Source organism: Kribbella sp. WER1 (assembly GCF_054189145.1).
On record NZ_CM135186.1, the window covers coordinates 6,613,239 to 6,628,436 of the forward strand.

Annotated in this window: 14 protein-coding genes; 5 read left to right on the forward strand and 9 right to left on the reverse strand. The window is 68.1% G+C overall.

Features of this window, described 5'->3' with window-relative positions:
- Positions 1 to 6: 6 nt before the first annotated feature.
- From ACXJJ3_RS32340 to ACXJJ3_RS32350, 3 genes are all read right to left on the reverse strand, one after another.
- Positions 7 to 204, reverse strand: coding sequence for a hypothetical protein (locus ACXJJ3_RS32340; protein WP_458165647.1), 198 nt, complete (start codon positions 202 to 204; stop codon positions 7 to 9).
- A gap of 216 nt (positions 205 to 420) precedes the next feature.
- On the reverse strand, positions 421 to 1,080 hold the full coding sequence (locus tag ACXJJ3_RS32345; RefSeq protein WP_458165648.1) for an ABC transporter permease: 660 nt from the start codon (positions 1,078 to 1,080) through the stop codon (positions 421 to 423).
- A gap of 10 nt (positions 1,081 to 1,090) precedes the next feature.
- Positions 1,091 to 1,990 carry an ATP-binding cassette domain-containing protein gene (locus ACXJJ3_RS32350; RefSeq protein ID WP_458165649.1) on the reverse strand — a complete coding sequence of 300 codons (900 nt, stop codon included), beginning with the start codon at positions 1,988 to 1,990 and terminating at the stop codon, positions 1,091 to 1,093.
- Positions 1,991 to 2,072: 82 nt separating this feature from the next.
- On the opposite strand from ACXJJ3_RS32350, the gene ACXJJ3_RS32355 reads away from it, so the two are divergent.
- Positions 2,073 to 2,810 (forward strand): TetR/AcrR family transcriptional regulator, encoded by a 738-nt coding sequence (locus tag ACXJJ3_RS32355; RefSeq protein ID WP_458165650.1) that lies wholly within the window; start codon positions 2,073 to 2,075, stop codon positions 2,808 to 2,810.
- Here ACXJJ3_RS32355 and ACXJJ3_RS32360 read toward each other — a convergent pair.
- Positions 2,791 to 3,426, reverse strand: a complete 636-nt coding sequence (locus ACXJJ3_RS32360) for a nucleoside/nucleotide kinase family protein (RefSeq protein ID WP_458165651.1) — start codon at positions 3,424 to 3,426, stop codon at positions 2,791 to 2,793. The genes ACXJJ3_RS32355 and ACXJJ3_RS32360 overlap by 20 nt on opposite strands.
- 9 nt (positions 3,427 to 3,435) lie before the next feature.
- The gene (locus ACXJJ3_RS32365; RefSeq protein WP_458165652.1) at positions 3,436 to 4,773 is read right to left on the reverse strand and encodes an FAD-dependent monooxygenase; all 1,338 of its coding nucleotides are present in this window, start codon (positions 4,771 to 4,773) and stop codon (positions 3,436 to 3,438) included.
- A gap of 83 nt (positions 4,774 to 4,856) precedes the next feature.
- Between ACXJJ3_RS32365 and ACXJJ3_RS32370 the strand changes: the two genes are divergently transcribed.
- Complete coding sequence (locus ACXJJ3_RS32370; protein ID WP_458165653.1) at positions 4,857 to 5,459, forward strand: TetR/AcrR family transcriptional regulator; 603 nt, start codon at positions 4,857 to 4,859, stop codon at positions 5,457 to 5,459.
- A gap of 11 nt (positions 5,460 to 5,470) precedes the next feature.
- On the opposite strand, the gene ACXJJ3_RS32375 is transcribed toward ACXJJ3_RS32370, so the two are convergent.
- From ACXJJ3_RS32375 to ACXJJ3_RS32390, 4 genes are all read right to left on the reverse strand, one after another.
- Complete coding sequence (locus tag ACXJJ3_RS32375; protein ID WP_458165654.1) at positions 5,471 to 5,860, reverse strand: hypothetical protein; 390 nt, start codon at positions 5,858 to 5,860, stop codon at positions 5,471 to 5,473.
- Positions 5,861 to 5,997: 137 nt separating this feature from the next.
- On the reverse strand, positions 5,998 to 6,963 hold the full coding sequence (gene ligD / locus ACXJJ3_RS32380; RefSeq protein ID WP_458165655.1) for a non-homologous end-joining DNA ligase: 966 nt from the start codon (positions 6,961 to 6,963) through the stop codon (positions 5,998 to 6,000).
- 35 nt (positions 6,964 to 6,998) lie between these two features.
- Entirely contained in the window at positions 6,999 to 8,108 is a 1,110-nt protein-coding gene (locus tag ACXJJ3_RS32385) for a branched-chain amino acid aminotransferase (RefSeq protein WP_458165656.1), read from the reverse strand.
- 40 nt (positions 8,109 to 8,148) lie between these two features.
- Positions 8,149 to 9,210, reverse strand: a complete 1,062-nt coding sequence (locus tag ACXJJ3_RS32390; protein WP_458165657.1) for a helix-turn-helix domain-containing protein — start codon at positions 9,208 to 9,210, stop codon at positions 8,149 to 8,151.
- Between the two features lie 166 nt (positions 9,211 to 9,376).
- Here ACXJJ3_RS32390 and ACXJJ3_RS32395 point away from each other — a divergent pair, with 166 nt between their 5' ends.
- The 3 genes from ACXJJ3_RS32395 to ACXJJ3_RS32405 all read left to right on the forward strand — a co-directional run bounded on the left by ACXJJ3_RS32395 (position 9,377) and on the right by ACXJJ3_RS32405 (position 15,109).
- The gene (locus ACXJJ3_RS32395; protein ID WP_458165658.1) at positions 9,377 to 9,724 is read left to right on the forward strand and encodes a hypothetical protein; all 348 of its coding nucleotides are present in this window, start codon (positions 9,377 to 9,379) and stop codon (positions 9,722 to 9,724) included.
- A 330-nt stretch (positions 9,725 to 10,054) separates the two neighbouring features.
- On the forward strand, positions 10,055 to 12,238 hold the full coding sequence (locus tag ACXJJ3_RS32400; RefSeq protein ID WP_458165659.1) for an Ig-like domain-containing protein: 2,184 nt from the start codon (positions 10,055 to 10,057) through the stop codon (positions 12,236 to 12,238).
- A gap of 15 nt (positions 12,239 to 12,253) precedes the next feature.
- Positions 12,254 to 15,109, forward strand: coding sequence for a S8 family serine peptidase (locus tag ACXJJ3_RS32405; RefSeq protein ID WP_458165660.1), 2,856 nt, complete (start codon positions 12,254 to 12,256; stop codon positions 15,107 to 15,109).
- Positions 15,110 to 15,198: the final 89 nt, after the last annotated feature.

Sequence of the window (15,198 nt, forward strand, 5' to 3'; positions counted from 1 at the left end):
GATCGGTCAGGCGGCTTGCGGTACCCGGTTGCGGGCGGCCCAGACCGCTCGCCGCAGTTGGGTCTTGTCGGGGTATCCGGCCTCGCGGCCGATCACGTACACGTCGTGGCTGCGCATGTTGACCATGCCGGCCACGTACCAGACCGGGCTGCCCTCGGCGAGCATCGTGATGATCATGGTCCGGGTGGCGGTGGTGATGTTCATTCTGACCCTCTCCTCTTGGTCGCTCTTACTGATACGTCGAACCGGGACGGCCGTTTTCGACACGAGCTGGAAGAGAAAACAGAGCGCCCCGATCGATGACCGGGGCGCTTGTCCGTGTGGGTCCCGGGGGGAGTGGGACCTCCACACGTTGGGGGGGACTTTGACGTTAACCCGGCCAAGGGGTCACACCGCGCGTATTCGTCCTGTGTCGAAAAGTTATCTGGCCGTCCGGCGCCGATAGAGCGTGGTCGCGAACAAAACCGAGAACAGGAGCAGACCACAACTCCACGCCAACGCGAGCCGCCCGTTGCTCCCCATCGGTGTCCCGATCAGCAGACTGCGGACCGTTTCGATCACCGGCGTGATCGGCTGGTTCTCGCTGATCGGCCGCAGCCACACGGGCATCGACTCCGGCTGGACGAACGCGCTGCTCAGGTACGGCAGGAACAGCATGAAGAAGCTGAGCGTGCTCGCCGACTCCACCGACTTGGCAATCACGCCGAGCCCTGCTGCGAGCCAAGAGAGCGCTAGGACGTACAGCAGGAGCAGGCCGATCGTGGCCAGCCAGTCCAGCACTCCACCGCGCGGCCGGAAGCCCATAGCGAGCGAAGCGAGCACAACGATCGCCGTAGAGGCCGCGTTGCGCGCCACGCTCGCAACAACGTGTCCCGTGAGCACGGCGAAGCTGTGGATCGGCAGGGAGCGCAGCCGGTCGATCATGCCGCTGTTCATGTCGTCAGCGACCACCATGGCCGTCGAGGCCGCGCCGTACCCAGTAGTGAGTAGAAGGATCCCTGGGAACGTGTCGACGTTCCGCCGTGCCAGCCGGACGCTACGGCCGATCATGGTCGCTGCATCGGCGACTGCGTATGTCATCAGCAGCCCCTCACGCCGTCAGAGCCAGGAAGACGTCGTCCAGCGTCGGCCGGTGCGAGGACACCCGCTCCGGCTGCAGCCCGTTGTCACGCAGTACGTCGAGCACGTGGTGCAGGTGTGCCGCGGTACCGTCCGACGGGACGTTCACCGTGAGCTCACTGACCACGCCGTCGAGCACACCGGTCGCTTTGAGCACCTCGTCCTCCTCTGCGAACCGCAGCTCGATCCGCTCGCCACCGATCTGGGTCTTGAGCGCATCCGCCGTACCGCTGGCCACGATCCCGCCCTGGTCGAGCAGTACGACGTGATCCGCCAGCCGATCCGCCTCCTCGAGGTACTGCGTCGTGAGCAGGATCGTCGTACCGTCCCGGACCAGCGCGACGATCGCGTCCCACATCGCCGACCGGCTCGCCGGGTCGAGGCCCGTCGTCGGCTCGTCCAGGAAGATCACCCGCGGCCGCGCGATCAGGCTCATCGCCAGGTCGAGCTTCCGCCGCATCCCGCCCGAGTACGTCTTCACCCGCCGGTCCATCGCGTCGGCCAGCCCGAACTGCTCGAGCAGCTCGGCCGTACGCCGTTGCGCCGTCCGCCGGCCCAGATGCATCAGCCGGCCGACCATCGCGAGGTTCTCCCGGCCCGTCTGGTTCTCGTCGACCGCGGCGTACTGCCCGGTCAGGCTGATCACGCCGCGGACCTTCGCCGGCTCCCGCAGTACGTCGTACCCCGCGATCGTCGCGGTCCCGGAATCCGGGCGGGTCAGCGTCGCCAGGATCCGCACCGTCGTGGTCTTGCCCGCGCCGTTCGGACCGAGCAACGCGAGCACGGACCCCTCCGCCACGCTCAGGTCGACCCCGGTCAGTACATCGGTCGCGCCGTACGACTTCCGCAGGCCGCTCGCCTCGATGATCATCGTCCCCTCCTTACTGCGTATTGAGTACGCTAAATAGCGTAGCAGCTACGCAGTACGGTCCGGCAACCCCTAAACTGACCCCGTGACGAACGACGAGTTGCCGGCCGACGTTGCGGCGATGTGGCGATTGCGGGCCGCCCCCCGGCGCGGGCCGAAGCCGTCGCTGACGCTCGACGACATCGTCCGGGCAGCGATCGAGATCGCCGACGCCGAGGACCTGCCCGCGGTGTCGATGGCCAAGGTCGCCGAGCGGCTCGGCAACTCGACGATGGCGCTCTACCGGCACGTGAAGAGCAAGGACGAACTGCTGGTGATGATGTCCGACGCCGCCCTCGAGCGGCCGCAGCCGCTGCCCGACGGCGTCGACTGGCGGACCGGGCTGACGTTCTGGGCGGACGGCGTGCTGACGGCGATCCGGCGGCACCAGTGGTACGCGAAGCTGCCGTTGTCCGGGCCGCCGGCCGGGCCGAACAACCTTGCCTGGTTCGATTCCGCGCTCGGTGCGCTGAAGGACACCGGTCTGCCCGAGGAGGCGAAGGTCGGGGTCGTGATAGGCCTGATCACCTTCGTGCAGGGGCAGATCCGGATGGCGTTCGACCTCGCCGCTGGGTATGCGGACAACCCGGCGGCGTTCCTGCAGTTCGGTTCGACGCTGCGCCGGGTCGCGGATCCGCGCGTCTATCCGGCGGTCGCGCGGACCGTCGAGGCCGGTGTGTTCGACGAGGTCGGGAGCTTCGAGGAGGCCAGTGACGCGGACTTCGACTTCGGTCTGCAGCTCTATCTGGACGGCGTCGCCGGGTTCATCGCACGGGTCGGATGATCGCGTCGGCGGCCGCTGCGGTCGCGGCGATCAGGTGCGCGTTGCGCTCGTCGGAGCCGTACGTCCGTTCGCGGGCCTCCTCGGCGGACCGTCCGTACGCCCGGTGCCGCGCCTCGAGCCGTTCGTGGCGCAGGTCCTCGGGGACGTCGACGTACCAGCACTGGTCGAGCAGGGTGCGGACCGTCGACCAGGGGGACTCGTCGAGGAGCAGGTAGTTGCCCTCGGTCAGGACGAGCGTGACGTCGGGTGCGACGCCGATGCTCGCGGCGATCGAGTCCTCGATGCCGCGGTCGAAGCGCGGCGCCCAGATCTGCTCGTCGGGCGACGCCTTCAGCCGCCTGAGCAGCGCGACGAAGCCGAGGCCGTCGAACGTGTGCGGCGCGCCCTTCACGTCCGCGAGCCCCAGCTCCTCGAGCACGGACTGCGCCAGGTGGTACCCGTCCATCGGTACGAGCGCGACCTTGTACCCGTCGGCGCTCAGCTTCGCGGCGAGTTGCTCGGCGTACGTCGACTTGCCCGCCGCCGGCGCCCCGGTGATGCCGAGCAGCTGCCGCCGGCCGCGCATCGCCAACTCGACGGCACGGTCGTACGCGGCAGCTGAGTCCAAGGTCTGCACCTGGGGATCCTAAGCGAGGTAGCCGTCCGGGCGAACGAGAATCTCGTCGCCCGGCTGCGCGTGGTAGATCGCGAAGGCCCCCGGCGACGTGATGTCGACGGTGTGCGGGTGGGTCGCCGGAGTGCTGGGGGAGAAGCGCAGCACTGTCTCGTGCGGACCGCGGAACAGCTCGAACAGGCGGATCTTGTTGCCCTCGGCATCTGTTACGGGCGCGTCCGGCGCGCGGTCCCCGGGGGCGAGTGGCCGGGAGTCGGCGGGGTCGCGATACGAGACGTCGAGCTGACGGGTGTTCTCGCCGCGGTCCAGCGCCGACTCGTCCCCGTCGATATGCTTCTGCATCAGCTCCTCACTGATCCCGAGGACGCGCTGGGCGTTGGTACGACGCTCGCTCTCGTACGTCGCCAGCACCTCCTCCCGTCCGTCGGCGAGCTTCCACGCGAGGTTGTACGCGTCCTGGACGCCGGTGTTGAGCCCTTGACCGCCCGTCGGCGGGTGGACGTGCGCGGCGTCGCCGGCGATGAACACCCGGCCGACGCGGAACCTCGCGGCGAGTCGCACGTTCGGGCGCCAGACGGTCGACCAGGTCAGGTCGCGGAGCTTCGCCGTACCGGGGCCGGCGTACTTGTCCACAAGGGCCTGCAGGCCTTCCAGGGACGTGTCGCCCTCGATCGGGGCGGCGAACTGGAACTGGTCGCCACCCGCCAGCGGGGTCATCGCGATGCCCTCCATCGGATTGTCGTCCGAGGCGAACCAGTACCCGTACTCGTGGTCGAGACCGTCCGCCGCGACGTCGCCGAGCAGCATCCGGATCGACTCGTCGGTGGTCCCCTCGAACGCGATCCCGAGGTGCTTGCGGACGAAGCTCTTCCCGCCGTCGGCGCCGACCAGGTAGTCGACCTGCAGTTCCTCGCCGGTGGAGAGCTCGGCGGTGACGGCGTCCGCGGTCTGGGTGAAGCCGGTGATCGCGGTGCCGAGCTCGACCCGCACGCCGTACTCCGCGAGCTTGTCCCGGAGGATCCGCTCGGTGCGGGACTGGCCGAGCATCCAGCCGTTCGGGTACGGGACGTCCGGGGTCGGCTCGACCGGCTCGGCCATCCGGCGCTCGCCGACGAACTTGCCGCTCAGGTGGATCTTGAGGGGCGGCATCGGCTGCCCCTGCCGCAGGACCTCGCCGAGGACGCCGAGGTCCTCGAACACCTCGAGCGTCCGCGGCTGCAGGCCGTCGCCGCGGGAGCCCTGGAAGTACTCGGCCGCCTTGTCGATCACCCGGACCGCGAGGCCGCGCCGGGCCAGCTCGATGCCGAGGGTGAGGCCGGTCGGTCCGGCGCCCGCGATCAGGACGTTCATCATCGTCTCCTTGAGTGAACTATGATTCACTGAATTCAGATTCAGTGTGTGCGGGACTAGGGTTCGCTGTCAAGGAGGTACTCGTGACGGACACGGTGAGCCGCCGGCAGCGGGCGGCCGGGACCGAGGCGGCGCTGAAACAGGCCGCGCGCGACGTCTTCGCCGAGCGCGGCTACCTGAACACGAAGATCACCGACATCACCGCGGCCGCGGGCCGCGCGACCGGGTCGTTCTACAACCACTTCGCGAGCAAGGAAGAACTGCTCGAGGCGCTGCTCCGCGACATGCTCGCCGCCGCGGACGAGGCGGTCGTCGACGTCGGCGGCCACGACGCCGACTTCAGCAAGCGGTCAGCGATCCGCTGGCACGTGGCGACGTTCTGGCGCTTCTACCAGGCTCATCTGCCGGAGCTGATCGCGGTCAAACAGGCCTCGATGCTCGACCCGGATCTCGGTCGCCGCCTGCGCCAGATCATGGTCGACGACGACCAGCACATGATCGACCACTTCGCCCACCTGCCGACGCCACCCGCCGACCCGATGGTCGCGATCTCCGCGATGAACGCGCTGATGGAGGGCTTCGCGTACACCTGGCTCGTGGTGAACCCGGCGAACGGCGAGACGATCACCGACGAGACCGCAATCGACACGCTGACCGACCTGCTCCATCACGGACTGGCCAGTTGATCCCAGCCGGATCAGGAATTGCGGCGGGGTGCCGACCAGCCAACGACGGAGACCATGGCCGTCACCAGCCAGATCGCGATCGCGACAAAAGGGCTGTACGTCCAGCTGGCACCCCGGTCGTCGGGCTCGCCCGAGTTCACAGCAAGCACGAGAGCGATGGTGACTGCGAAGCCTGCGAAGCTGCTCACCACGGCCACGATCGTTGCCGGGAAGAACAGGCAGGCGGCTGCCAGAATCAAATACCCGACAATCAGACCGGGAGCGGCGCCGTTCAGCAACGGGATGTCGTATGCCGAGGATCCACTCCTGCGCGGCACGAGCAACTCGAGTCCGCGATAGATGTGCTCCGGGCGAGTGCGAGGGAATCCCCAGGCCTCGAGCCAAGGAAGCAGGATCAGCATCAGGAGGAGGAGCCCGGCGAGAACGCCGCCCGTGACCCTGAAGCCGAGCCGTCGGTTCCGTCGACGTGTGCGCGCCGCGTGTCACCTCGGCCTCGGCAGGTTCGCGATCCTCGGTCTGGCTCATCCGTGTTCCTCGCTCAATCCTCGGGTGGGGCCTCGGCGCCTTCGCGATCGTCGCGGTCCGCCCACTCGATCAGGGTGTCCAGCGAGTACGGGTTGTCGTCGATCGTCGCGTGCAGGTCGCCGAGCTCGGCGTACCGCTGGGGGACGGTCGCGATCGTGAAGTCCTTCGGGTTCACGTCGTCGACCTCGTCCCAGCGGATCGGGGTCGAGACCGTACCCTCCGGGTTGCCGCGCACGGAGTACGCGCTGGCGATCGTGTGGTCGCGGGCGTTCTGGTTGTAGTCGACGAACACGAGCCGCGGGTCCCGGTCCTTGCGCCACCACGTGGTCGTCACGTCCTCCGGCGTACGCCGCTCCACCTCCCGCGCGAACGCGAGCGCGGCCCGGCGTACGTCGCTGAAGCCGTACGCCGGCTCGACCCGGACGTAGATGTGGATCCCGCTGCCGCCGGACGTCTTCGGATAGCCGACCGCGCCGAGCTCGTCGAGTACTTCGTGCACCGTGTGCGCGACCCGCCGGACCCGGTCGAACGGGCAGTCCGGCATCGGGTCGAGGTCGATCCGCCACTCGTCGGGCTTCTCGGTGTCGGCACGCCGCGAGTTCCACGGGTGGAACTCGACCGTCGACATCTGCACCGCCCACGCCACGTGCGCGATCTCGGTGACGCACAGCTCGTCCGCGGTCCGGTTGTACCGCGGGAACTTCACCCGGACGGTCTCCATCCACGGCGGCGCCCCGTGCGGCAACCGCTTCTGATGCACCTTCTCCCCGGCCACCCCCTCCGGGAACCGGTGCAACATGCACGGCCGCTCCCGCAGCGCATTCACGATCCCGTCCCCGACCGACAGGTAGTACTTCACCAGATCGAGCTTGGTCTCCCCACGCGCAGGAAAGTACACCCGATCCGGATTGGAAACCCGCACCGTCCGCCCACCCACCTCCAGCTCAACCGCCGGAGACTTCCCCTTGGACTCGGCCATGACGTCAACCTAACCGGCGCCGGGGACAAACGGCATCAGGCGAGGCGGGTGAGCCAGTTGCGGGTGTCGGGGACGCGGCCGTACTGGAGGTCGAGGAGGGTGCCGCGGATCTTGGCGGTGACCGGGCCGACGCCGTGGTCGACGGTGTGGTCGCCGATCGTCAGGTCGCCGTCGGGCCAGGCGAGGCGGCCGATCGGGGTGATCACGGCGGCGGTGCCGGAGGCGAAGACCTCGGTGATCTCGCCGGAGCGGATGCCGTCCTTGCACTCGTCGGCGGAGATGCGGCGCTCCTCGACGCTGTGGCCGAGGTCGTTCGCCAGGTCGATCACCGAGGCGCGGGTGACACCCTCGAGGATCGATCCGTTCAGGTCGGGGGTTGCGATCCGGCCGTCGGCGTACACGAAGAACATGTTCATGCTGCCGATCTCCTCGAGCCACTTGTGCTCGACGGCGTCGACGAACGCGACCTGCTCGCAGCCGTTCGCCACCGCCTCGGCCAGGCCGGCCAGGCTGGACGCGTAGTTGCCGCCGCACTTGGCCGCGCCCGTGCCGCCCGGGGTGGCGCGGATCGTGGACGTGGTCAGCCAGATCGAGACGGGCTTCGGGCCGGTGTTGAAGTACGGCCCGGCAGGGGAGGCGATGACGCCGAACAGCACCTCGTGGGACGGCCGGACCGCCAGCGCGGCCTCGGTGGCGATCATGTACGGCCGGAGATACAGGCTGGTCTCCCCGTCCTTGGCTGACGGCACCCAGGCTTCGTCAACGGTCACCAGCGCGCGCAGTGCCGCGACGAACTCGTCTTCCGGCAACTGCGGCAGCGCAAGCCGCTCAGCGCTCGCCGTGAACCGGGCGGCGTTCCGGTCCGGGCGGAACGCCCACACTGAGCCGTCCGGGTGCCGGTACGCCTTGAGACCCTCGAAGATCTCCTGGGAGTAATGGAAGACAGCAGCCGCAGGGCTGAGTGACAGCGGCGCGTACGCCGTGACCTTCGGGCCGTGCCAACCGCGGTCGACCGACCAGTTGGCGACCACCATGTGGTCCGTGAACGACTGCCCGAACGCAGGGTCCTTGAGTACCGCCGCCCGAGCCTCCGGGCTGGCCGGGGCGCTCCGCAGCTCGACCGCGTAGTCCCATGCGTTTGTCACTACCTGTTCACCTGTCACTCGCCGCACGCTACCCCTGCTCTCACTTCGACCTCGACCCGCCGCCCACACTCCGGCCACGCCGCATCAGCCACCACCTCAGCTCGGCCGAGCCCGGATGCGCCTGTACGACGTGCAGCACCCGCCCGGCGGCGTCGTACACCAAGGAGTCGTGCCACTCGTCCGGTAGCTCCACCAGGACGCGCAAGGCCATCGCCAGACCGGCTGCCGGCTCTCCCGCAACCGCCAGGCACTCGGCCAGACACAGGTCGAGCCTGGCGCGGTCACCGATCCAGCTCGCCGGGCAGAGCTCCCTCGCACGCTCCAGCAGCACACAACCGGCCACGCCGTACCCGAGCAACGTGCACACGCGTCCCTCGGCCCAATGCAGCTGGTACGTCGGAGCGAGCTCGTCGCCGACGCCGATCAGCTCCTGCAAGGCCCGGTGCGCCTCCTGACGTCGGCCGAGCTCAGCCAGCACCAATGCGCGTGCTGCACGCGGCAAGTAGCTCTGCCGATCGAGGCCGACCGCTTCGTCCGCCAGCTCCAGCAGCTCCGGCAACGGACGACGCTCGGCCAGCCCGCTGATCGTCTCCCTGGCACGTACGGTCGCCCCGCTGCCGGCGCTGTCCGCGGCGGCACGGGCAGCCCACCACCAACGCCGCGCAGTACCGCGGTCGTCCAGCCTCGTCAGCGTCTCCGCGACCAGAGCGCTCAGCTCTGCCGTCTCCGACTGGTCCGCGCCGCGCAGCTGGCTGACCAGCGTGGGCAGCAGCGCAGCCGGAGGAACCCCACGGAAGTCGCCGAACAGCTCAGCCGGATCTCCGGTCTCGAGTGTGTCGATCAGCCCTCGCCAGGCCGCCTCCAACGGATCAGGGTCTGCCTGCTGCTGTGCCCGTGCAGGCCTTTGCCCGAACGTGGCCGTCAGCTGCCCGGCAGTGCCGAGCTCCTTGTCGCAGAGCCGCGCCAGGTCGGCAGAGCCCGGACGCTGCCCGCGCTCCACCTGCGACAGATAGCTGTGGTCGTACCCGACCTGTGCTGCCAGTTGCCGCAGGCTCAGCCCGGCCGTCTGCCTGCACTGCCGCAGTAGGGAACCGAAAGTCACAGGACCACCCCGTTCGTGCTTCGAGCTCATGTGGTGCGTGCCGGTAAAGCTACAAGCCCCCGCCGACAAAAACCCTTCAAAACAAGGCCATGGGGGCTGTGGGCTGTTCCCACAGCCCACAGCAAACACCTGTTGTCCGCAGTGCGTTCTGGGCAATTCTGAAGAGGTGAACCCGTTGCAGCCCCAGGCCCGCCTCTTCCGTCTGGTCCGCCACACCAACCCCACCGCGATCCTCGCCGAGGGCGTGGAGTGGTCCGACGGCGCAGCCACCCTCCGCTGGCGCGGCCCGTGGCCCAGCACCGCCACCTGGGACGCCGGCATCCCCGCCCTGCTGGCCACCCACGCCCCCGACCCCCGCACCCAACTCCACTGGACCCCAGCACCCCTACCACCCGCACCCGCCCCCACCACCCCCACAACCCCAACCCCCACCGTCTGGCTCCCACCCCCAACCCCCGAAGGCCTCTGCACCCACTGCGGCCACCCCTGGCCCTGCCTGAACTGCGGCCCGTGACTGCAACTACCTGCAGTGGGGTTGCCCCCGAAGCCCTTCGAACGATACAAATCAGCCTGACCTTCGCCGGTGTCGCTCGGGGTGCGCCGGATTCCGCCCGATCCTGGAGAGTCGATGCGTCGCGCCCGCCTGTTGCTGACATCTGCCCTTGCCCTGTCCCTGCCATTGACCGCAGTGCTCCCTGCAGCGGCTCAGCCGCAATCGTCCAGCGCTCCACATGCCGGCTCCTCGGCGGAAGTCGCGCCCTCCGCGATCCAGACCTTCCCCGTCCTCGGCGGTATCGGCGTCACGTGGGCAGCTCCCGCAGGAGCCGTGGTCGACGGTTACGTGGTGCAGTCGCAGCGAGCGAACGGCTCATGGAGCGACGCTTCGAAGCAACTGTCCGCCAGTACGACGACCTGGGTCGACACGCACGTCAAGGCCGGCGCGACTGCGACCTACCGGGTCGTCGCCGTCAGCGCTGCCGGCACCGGCGATCCGAGTGCCGTGACGACTGGGACCAGACCGGCGACTGCTCCTACAGTCGGGACCAACGACGTCCTCACGGTCGACGCGGACCCGGGCGGTGCACCAACCTGGTTGTCCGACGAGGTGGCGAAGCAGGTCGCGGACGCTCCTTCGGAGTCGTCGCGCTCGTTGTCCGCAGGAAACGTCCGACTCACGATGCCCCGACTCTTCGCCGGGCCGGGAACCGTCACGCTGGGCGCCTCTGATCAGTCGTTCGTCGTCCGCCAGAACGGTTCAGACTGCAATCTCGACGGCACCCTGAACATCACCGAGCTCGCCTACACCGCCGATCTCCAGGTCGCCACGATGAGCGCGACGTACTCCGGATCCTGCGCGGGTGTTTCCTCGGTGTACGGCGAGATCCGGATCAAGAGCGCGACACCGTACGCCGCAGTCGGCGTCGACACGCCGCGGGTGGACTTCGGCAAGGTCTTCGCCGGCACGCAGCGGCCGGACCGGAGCGCGACCCTGACGAACCGCGGAACGACCGATCTGATGCTCTCCGTCAAGCCCCTGAACGGTGGCTCCGGCTGGCAGCTTGGGACTGCTCAGTGTGGGGTCGTCAGGCCGGGCGAGAGTTGCACCGTCAGCATGAGCCTGACGGCCACCTACCCCGCGGACTACCGGCAGGGCGTCGAGATTCAGGACGGAACGTCGCGAGGTACGCGCCATCTCTCCTTCAGCGCGAGCGTGTACGACCGGCCTGAGACACCGCGGACGATCACGGTCACCGCCACGTACAGCGGTGTGGACCTCTCGTGGACGCCGGGCTCGTGGGGGAACGCGACGCCGGTCGGGTTCGTCCTCAAGAAGTCCGTCGACGGGATCGACAATACCTTCAACCTTCCTCCGGACCAGACCCACTGGACGGAGCCGCGGACTGCAGCGTCCCCGAGGGCGACGTACACGATGTGGGCCGTCAACGAGTTCGAACCCAGTCTGGAGAGCCCTCGGGTGTCGCCGGCGCCGGTCGGCCAGCAGATCGCCGCCTTTGTCGCACCGTCGTCCGGCGGGACGCCGGTGCTCGGGAGTCTCGCAGTACCGAAGGCGTCGCAGGTGGTGCCGGTCGAGAACGCCCCGGCCGGTGACGGGGCCGAGGTGACGAGCGCGCCGAACGGGATCGACCTCGCGTATGTCCTCGCCGACGGTCTGTGGACCCGGCGGGACGGCGTCGACACGCTCGTTCGTCCGGGAACCGGCATTGCGGATCCGTCCTGGTCGCCGGACGGCACCCGGATCGCCTTCACCACCGCGGGCACTTGCGTCGACGTCCTGACGCTGGCCGACGCCTCGGTGGCCAGAGTCGGCTGCAACCTCGATCATCCGATCTGGTACGCCGACAACCACTCCCTCATCGTCCGAGACAGCGGCCTCACTGGGGCACCGCTGACTCGCGTTGAGGCGGCCGAGCAGGGCGCACGGATCGCGACGATCGGAGGCTCCGAGGGCGCGACGCGCGCGGCGCTGTCGCCGACCGGAAACGTCCTGGCGTACGTGCCGGCGGGGACCCTCGGCCAGGTGGCCTTCCTGCCACCCGATGGTGGATCGGCCACGATCGCGGACTTCGGCTTCGCGCAGGGGACAAGTATCGCCGGTCTCGAGTGGGACACGGTCGGGCGACAGCTCGCCGTTCTGGTCAGACGAGACGGACGCGACATCCTGGAATCCTTCAACGCCGGGGACTTCCTCGCCGGTGGCGGTCAGGAGTTCGGAGTCCCGCTGTACAACACGACGACCGAGCGGCTGTCCGATTTCGCATGGCAAGGTCAGAACGTCGTCATCGGCGACACACCGGCCGGGATGAGTTCGGATGTGTCGATCCCGTTCGACACCTCCGCGGTGAACGGCCAGCCGAGCCAATGCGTCCTGGACGGCAACTACCTGGGCACCTGTACGTCGCCGTTCACCGCCAGTGGGCTGCCGAGCGGGTCGCACGTGCTGCAGATTCAGTCCGCCACCACCGGTCCATATTCTGCCACCGCGACCCGCATCTTCACGGTCCGATAGCTACAAGGAGATCTGTTGTCTGTCCGTCCTGCTCAGTCGTTGCGGCTTGCCGTTCCGGCGGCCCTGGTCGCGGCGACGCTGGTGGCGGTGACCGGCTCGTCCGGTACTGCCGAAGTCGTTGGTGTGCCCCATCCGTTCAAGGTGAGTTCGCGGCCAGAGCGGGGAATGGCCAAGCCCGTGTACGACGCGAAGTCTGTGGTCGTGCGGTTCAAGGCGAAAGCGAGTGCGTCGGTTCGCAAGGCCGCGGTGGCGAAGGCCAAGGGGACCTCCAAGGCGACCGAGGCCGAGGACGTCGTCACGGTGACCGGAGACGTGCCGGCGCCCGAGTTGTTGAAGAGGATGAAGGCGGAGCCCGCGGTCGCGGAGGCTTCGCTCAACTACATCCGGAGGAAGACGGCCACGCCGGGCGACCTGTACTACACGAACTACCAGAAATATCTGCCGACTGTTCGGGTCAACGAGGCCTGGGACCTGAGCAAGTCGGCCGGCGCGCAGACCGTTGCTGTGCTGGATACCGGGGTCGACGCGGGCCACCCGGACCTGGCGGGTCATCTCCTGCCTGGGTACAACACCTTCAACACCGCGCTCGCGCCGAACGACGGTGACGGGCACGGTACGGCCGTAACCGGCATCATCGCGGCCGGCACCGGTAACTCGATCGGCATCGCCGGTGTGGCGTGGAACGCCAAGGTGCGACCGGTGAAGGTGCTCGACGACAACGGCGAGGGCAGCGACGCCAACGTCATCAACGGCATCAACTGGGCGGTCAAGAACGGCGCCCGGGTGATCAACATGTCGCTCGGCGGCGAGGGCGACAACCCCGTGCTGCACACCGCGATCCAGAACGCCGTTGCCAACGGCGTAGTACTGGTGGCCGCTGCCGGTAACACCGGTACTTCGGCGCCGCAGTATCCGGCGGCGTACGACGAGGTGCTGTCTGTTGGCGCCACCAACTGGTATGGCGCGCTCACCAGTTTCAGCACGTACGGCGGCACCGTGGACATCGCCGCGCCCGGCTTCGACATCACCAGCACCGCACCGCGCTCGAAGACGCCGGCCGGTTACGACCCCTACGCCATGGGCCTCTCGGGGACGTCGTTCTCGTCCCCGATCGTCGCCGGAATCGCCGCGCTGGTACGGAACAAGTGGCCGATGTTCACGCCCGCCCAGGTGATGGCACGCCTGAAGACGACGGCCAGGGACGCCGGTCCGCGCGGCACCGACCCGTACTACGGTGCGGGCATCTTGGACGCATACCAGGCACTGGGCGGCAAGTGGACGACGGACTTCGCGGCTGCGGTTGCAGACCGCGACGACCAACCTGCTCGCGCCACGGCCCTGACGCAGGCGGTCAGCTCCACCTTCAACACCGAGGGTGATGTCGACTGGTACAAGGTGGAGTCGGCCACGGCCCGCAACATCAAGGTTTCGCTGACGGGCTCCGAGTTCAATGTCGATCTGCCGGTCAACATCGGTCCCAGGGTCGAGGTGTACAACGCGGACCTGCAGCCGCTGGCCACCGCGGTCAACGCGTTCCCTGCGAATCCGGACGTCCCGGTCAGGCTGACCGCGACCGCCAACGCCAGCGTGGCGGCGGGGACGACGTACATCGCCGTCCGCAATGACAATGGGTCGCGGGACACGCGCACGTACACGCTGAGCTTGGCTGACGGAGGACCGGGCGGCAACACTTCCGGGACGGCGTACCCACTGCGGGACATCCAGCCGGCCACTATGTCCTCCGGCGTTCCGATCCACAGCAAGGTCACGATCACGTTCTCGCGCGACGTCGACCAGGACAGTCTGACTAGCGCCGTGTGGGTTCGGAACGCCAAGACCGGCGCGGTGGTTGACATGGTCATCTCGTACGACGCGACCACCCGCCAAGCGGTTCTCGAGCCGATCACCGAGTGGCCGGAGGCAACCCCGTTGCTTGTCACCGGGACCGGTGTCCTGGAAGCCGGGCGGGCAGTCGCCGTGGCACCGTTCAGTTCGGTATTCAGCACGGAGGATCTGGTTCCCCAGCCGGTCGAGCTGGCGGGAAACGGCGCCTACCTGGCCGCGGACCTTGCCTGGAAGCTGCCCCCGACACCGGATCTCGACCAGGTGATCGTGCGGCGCAACGTCGGGAGCACGGCGCCGACCATCAGCACCGGGACGCTCGTGTACGCGGGCACCGGAACCTCTGTGCGGAACAGCGGACTCGCGCAGGGAACGACGTACACCTTCGCCGCGTGGGTTGTGGACCGCAGCGGCAAGGTCAGCCCGGCCGCGGTCAAGCGACTGCTTGGGATGACGTCGGGGATCAGCGTGTCGTCGACACTGATCAGCTACGGCGGCTCGATCACTATCAAGGGCAGCACGTTGCGAACCGACAACATCAGGTACTCGCTGCTGCCGGTGAAGGTGTACGTGCGGCCTAAGAATTCCTCGAAGTTCACTCTGCTCGCGACGATGGAGACTTCCGGGCTCGGCACCTTCTCGCTGACGCACAAGCCGCTGGTCTCGTCGGTCTACATGTTGACGTTCCCTGGGAACGCGGAGTTGATGGGGACCCGGACCAGGGACGTCACGGTGAATGTCGCGCCGACGATTTCCGCGGTGCTGTCTCCGGCCTCGGTCAGGCTTGGGCAGGCTAGTGCGTTGAGTGGGTATGTCGGGCCGGCACATGCGGGGCAGGCGGTGTATCTGCAGCAGTACGGGAGCAAGGTGTGGAAGTCGGTTGCTTCGGTGAAGCTCAGTGCTTCGGGGAAGTATGCGTTCGGGATCAAGCCGACGGTACGGGGGCAGATCGCTTATCGAGTCTGGTTCCCGGGGGATGCTGATCATGCGCAGGCGTACACGGTGAACAAGATCCTCACCATCAGCTGAAGCCAGCGGTGCGGCGGGTATCCGACGGGGTCGGGTACCCGCCGTTCTTAGGTGTTGACCGGGGGTTATGGAACCTCTCTACTTAATGA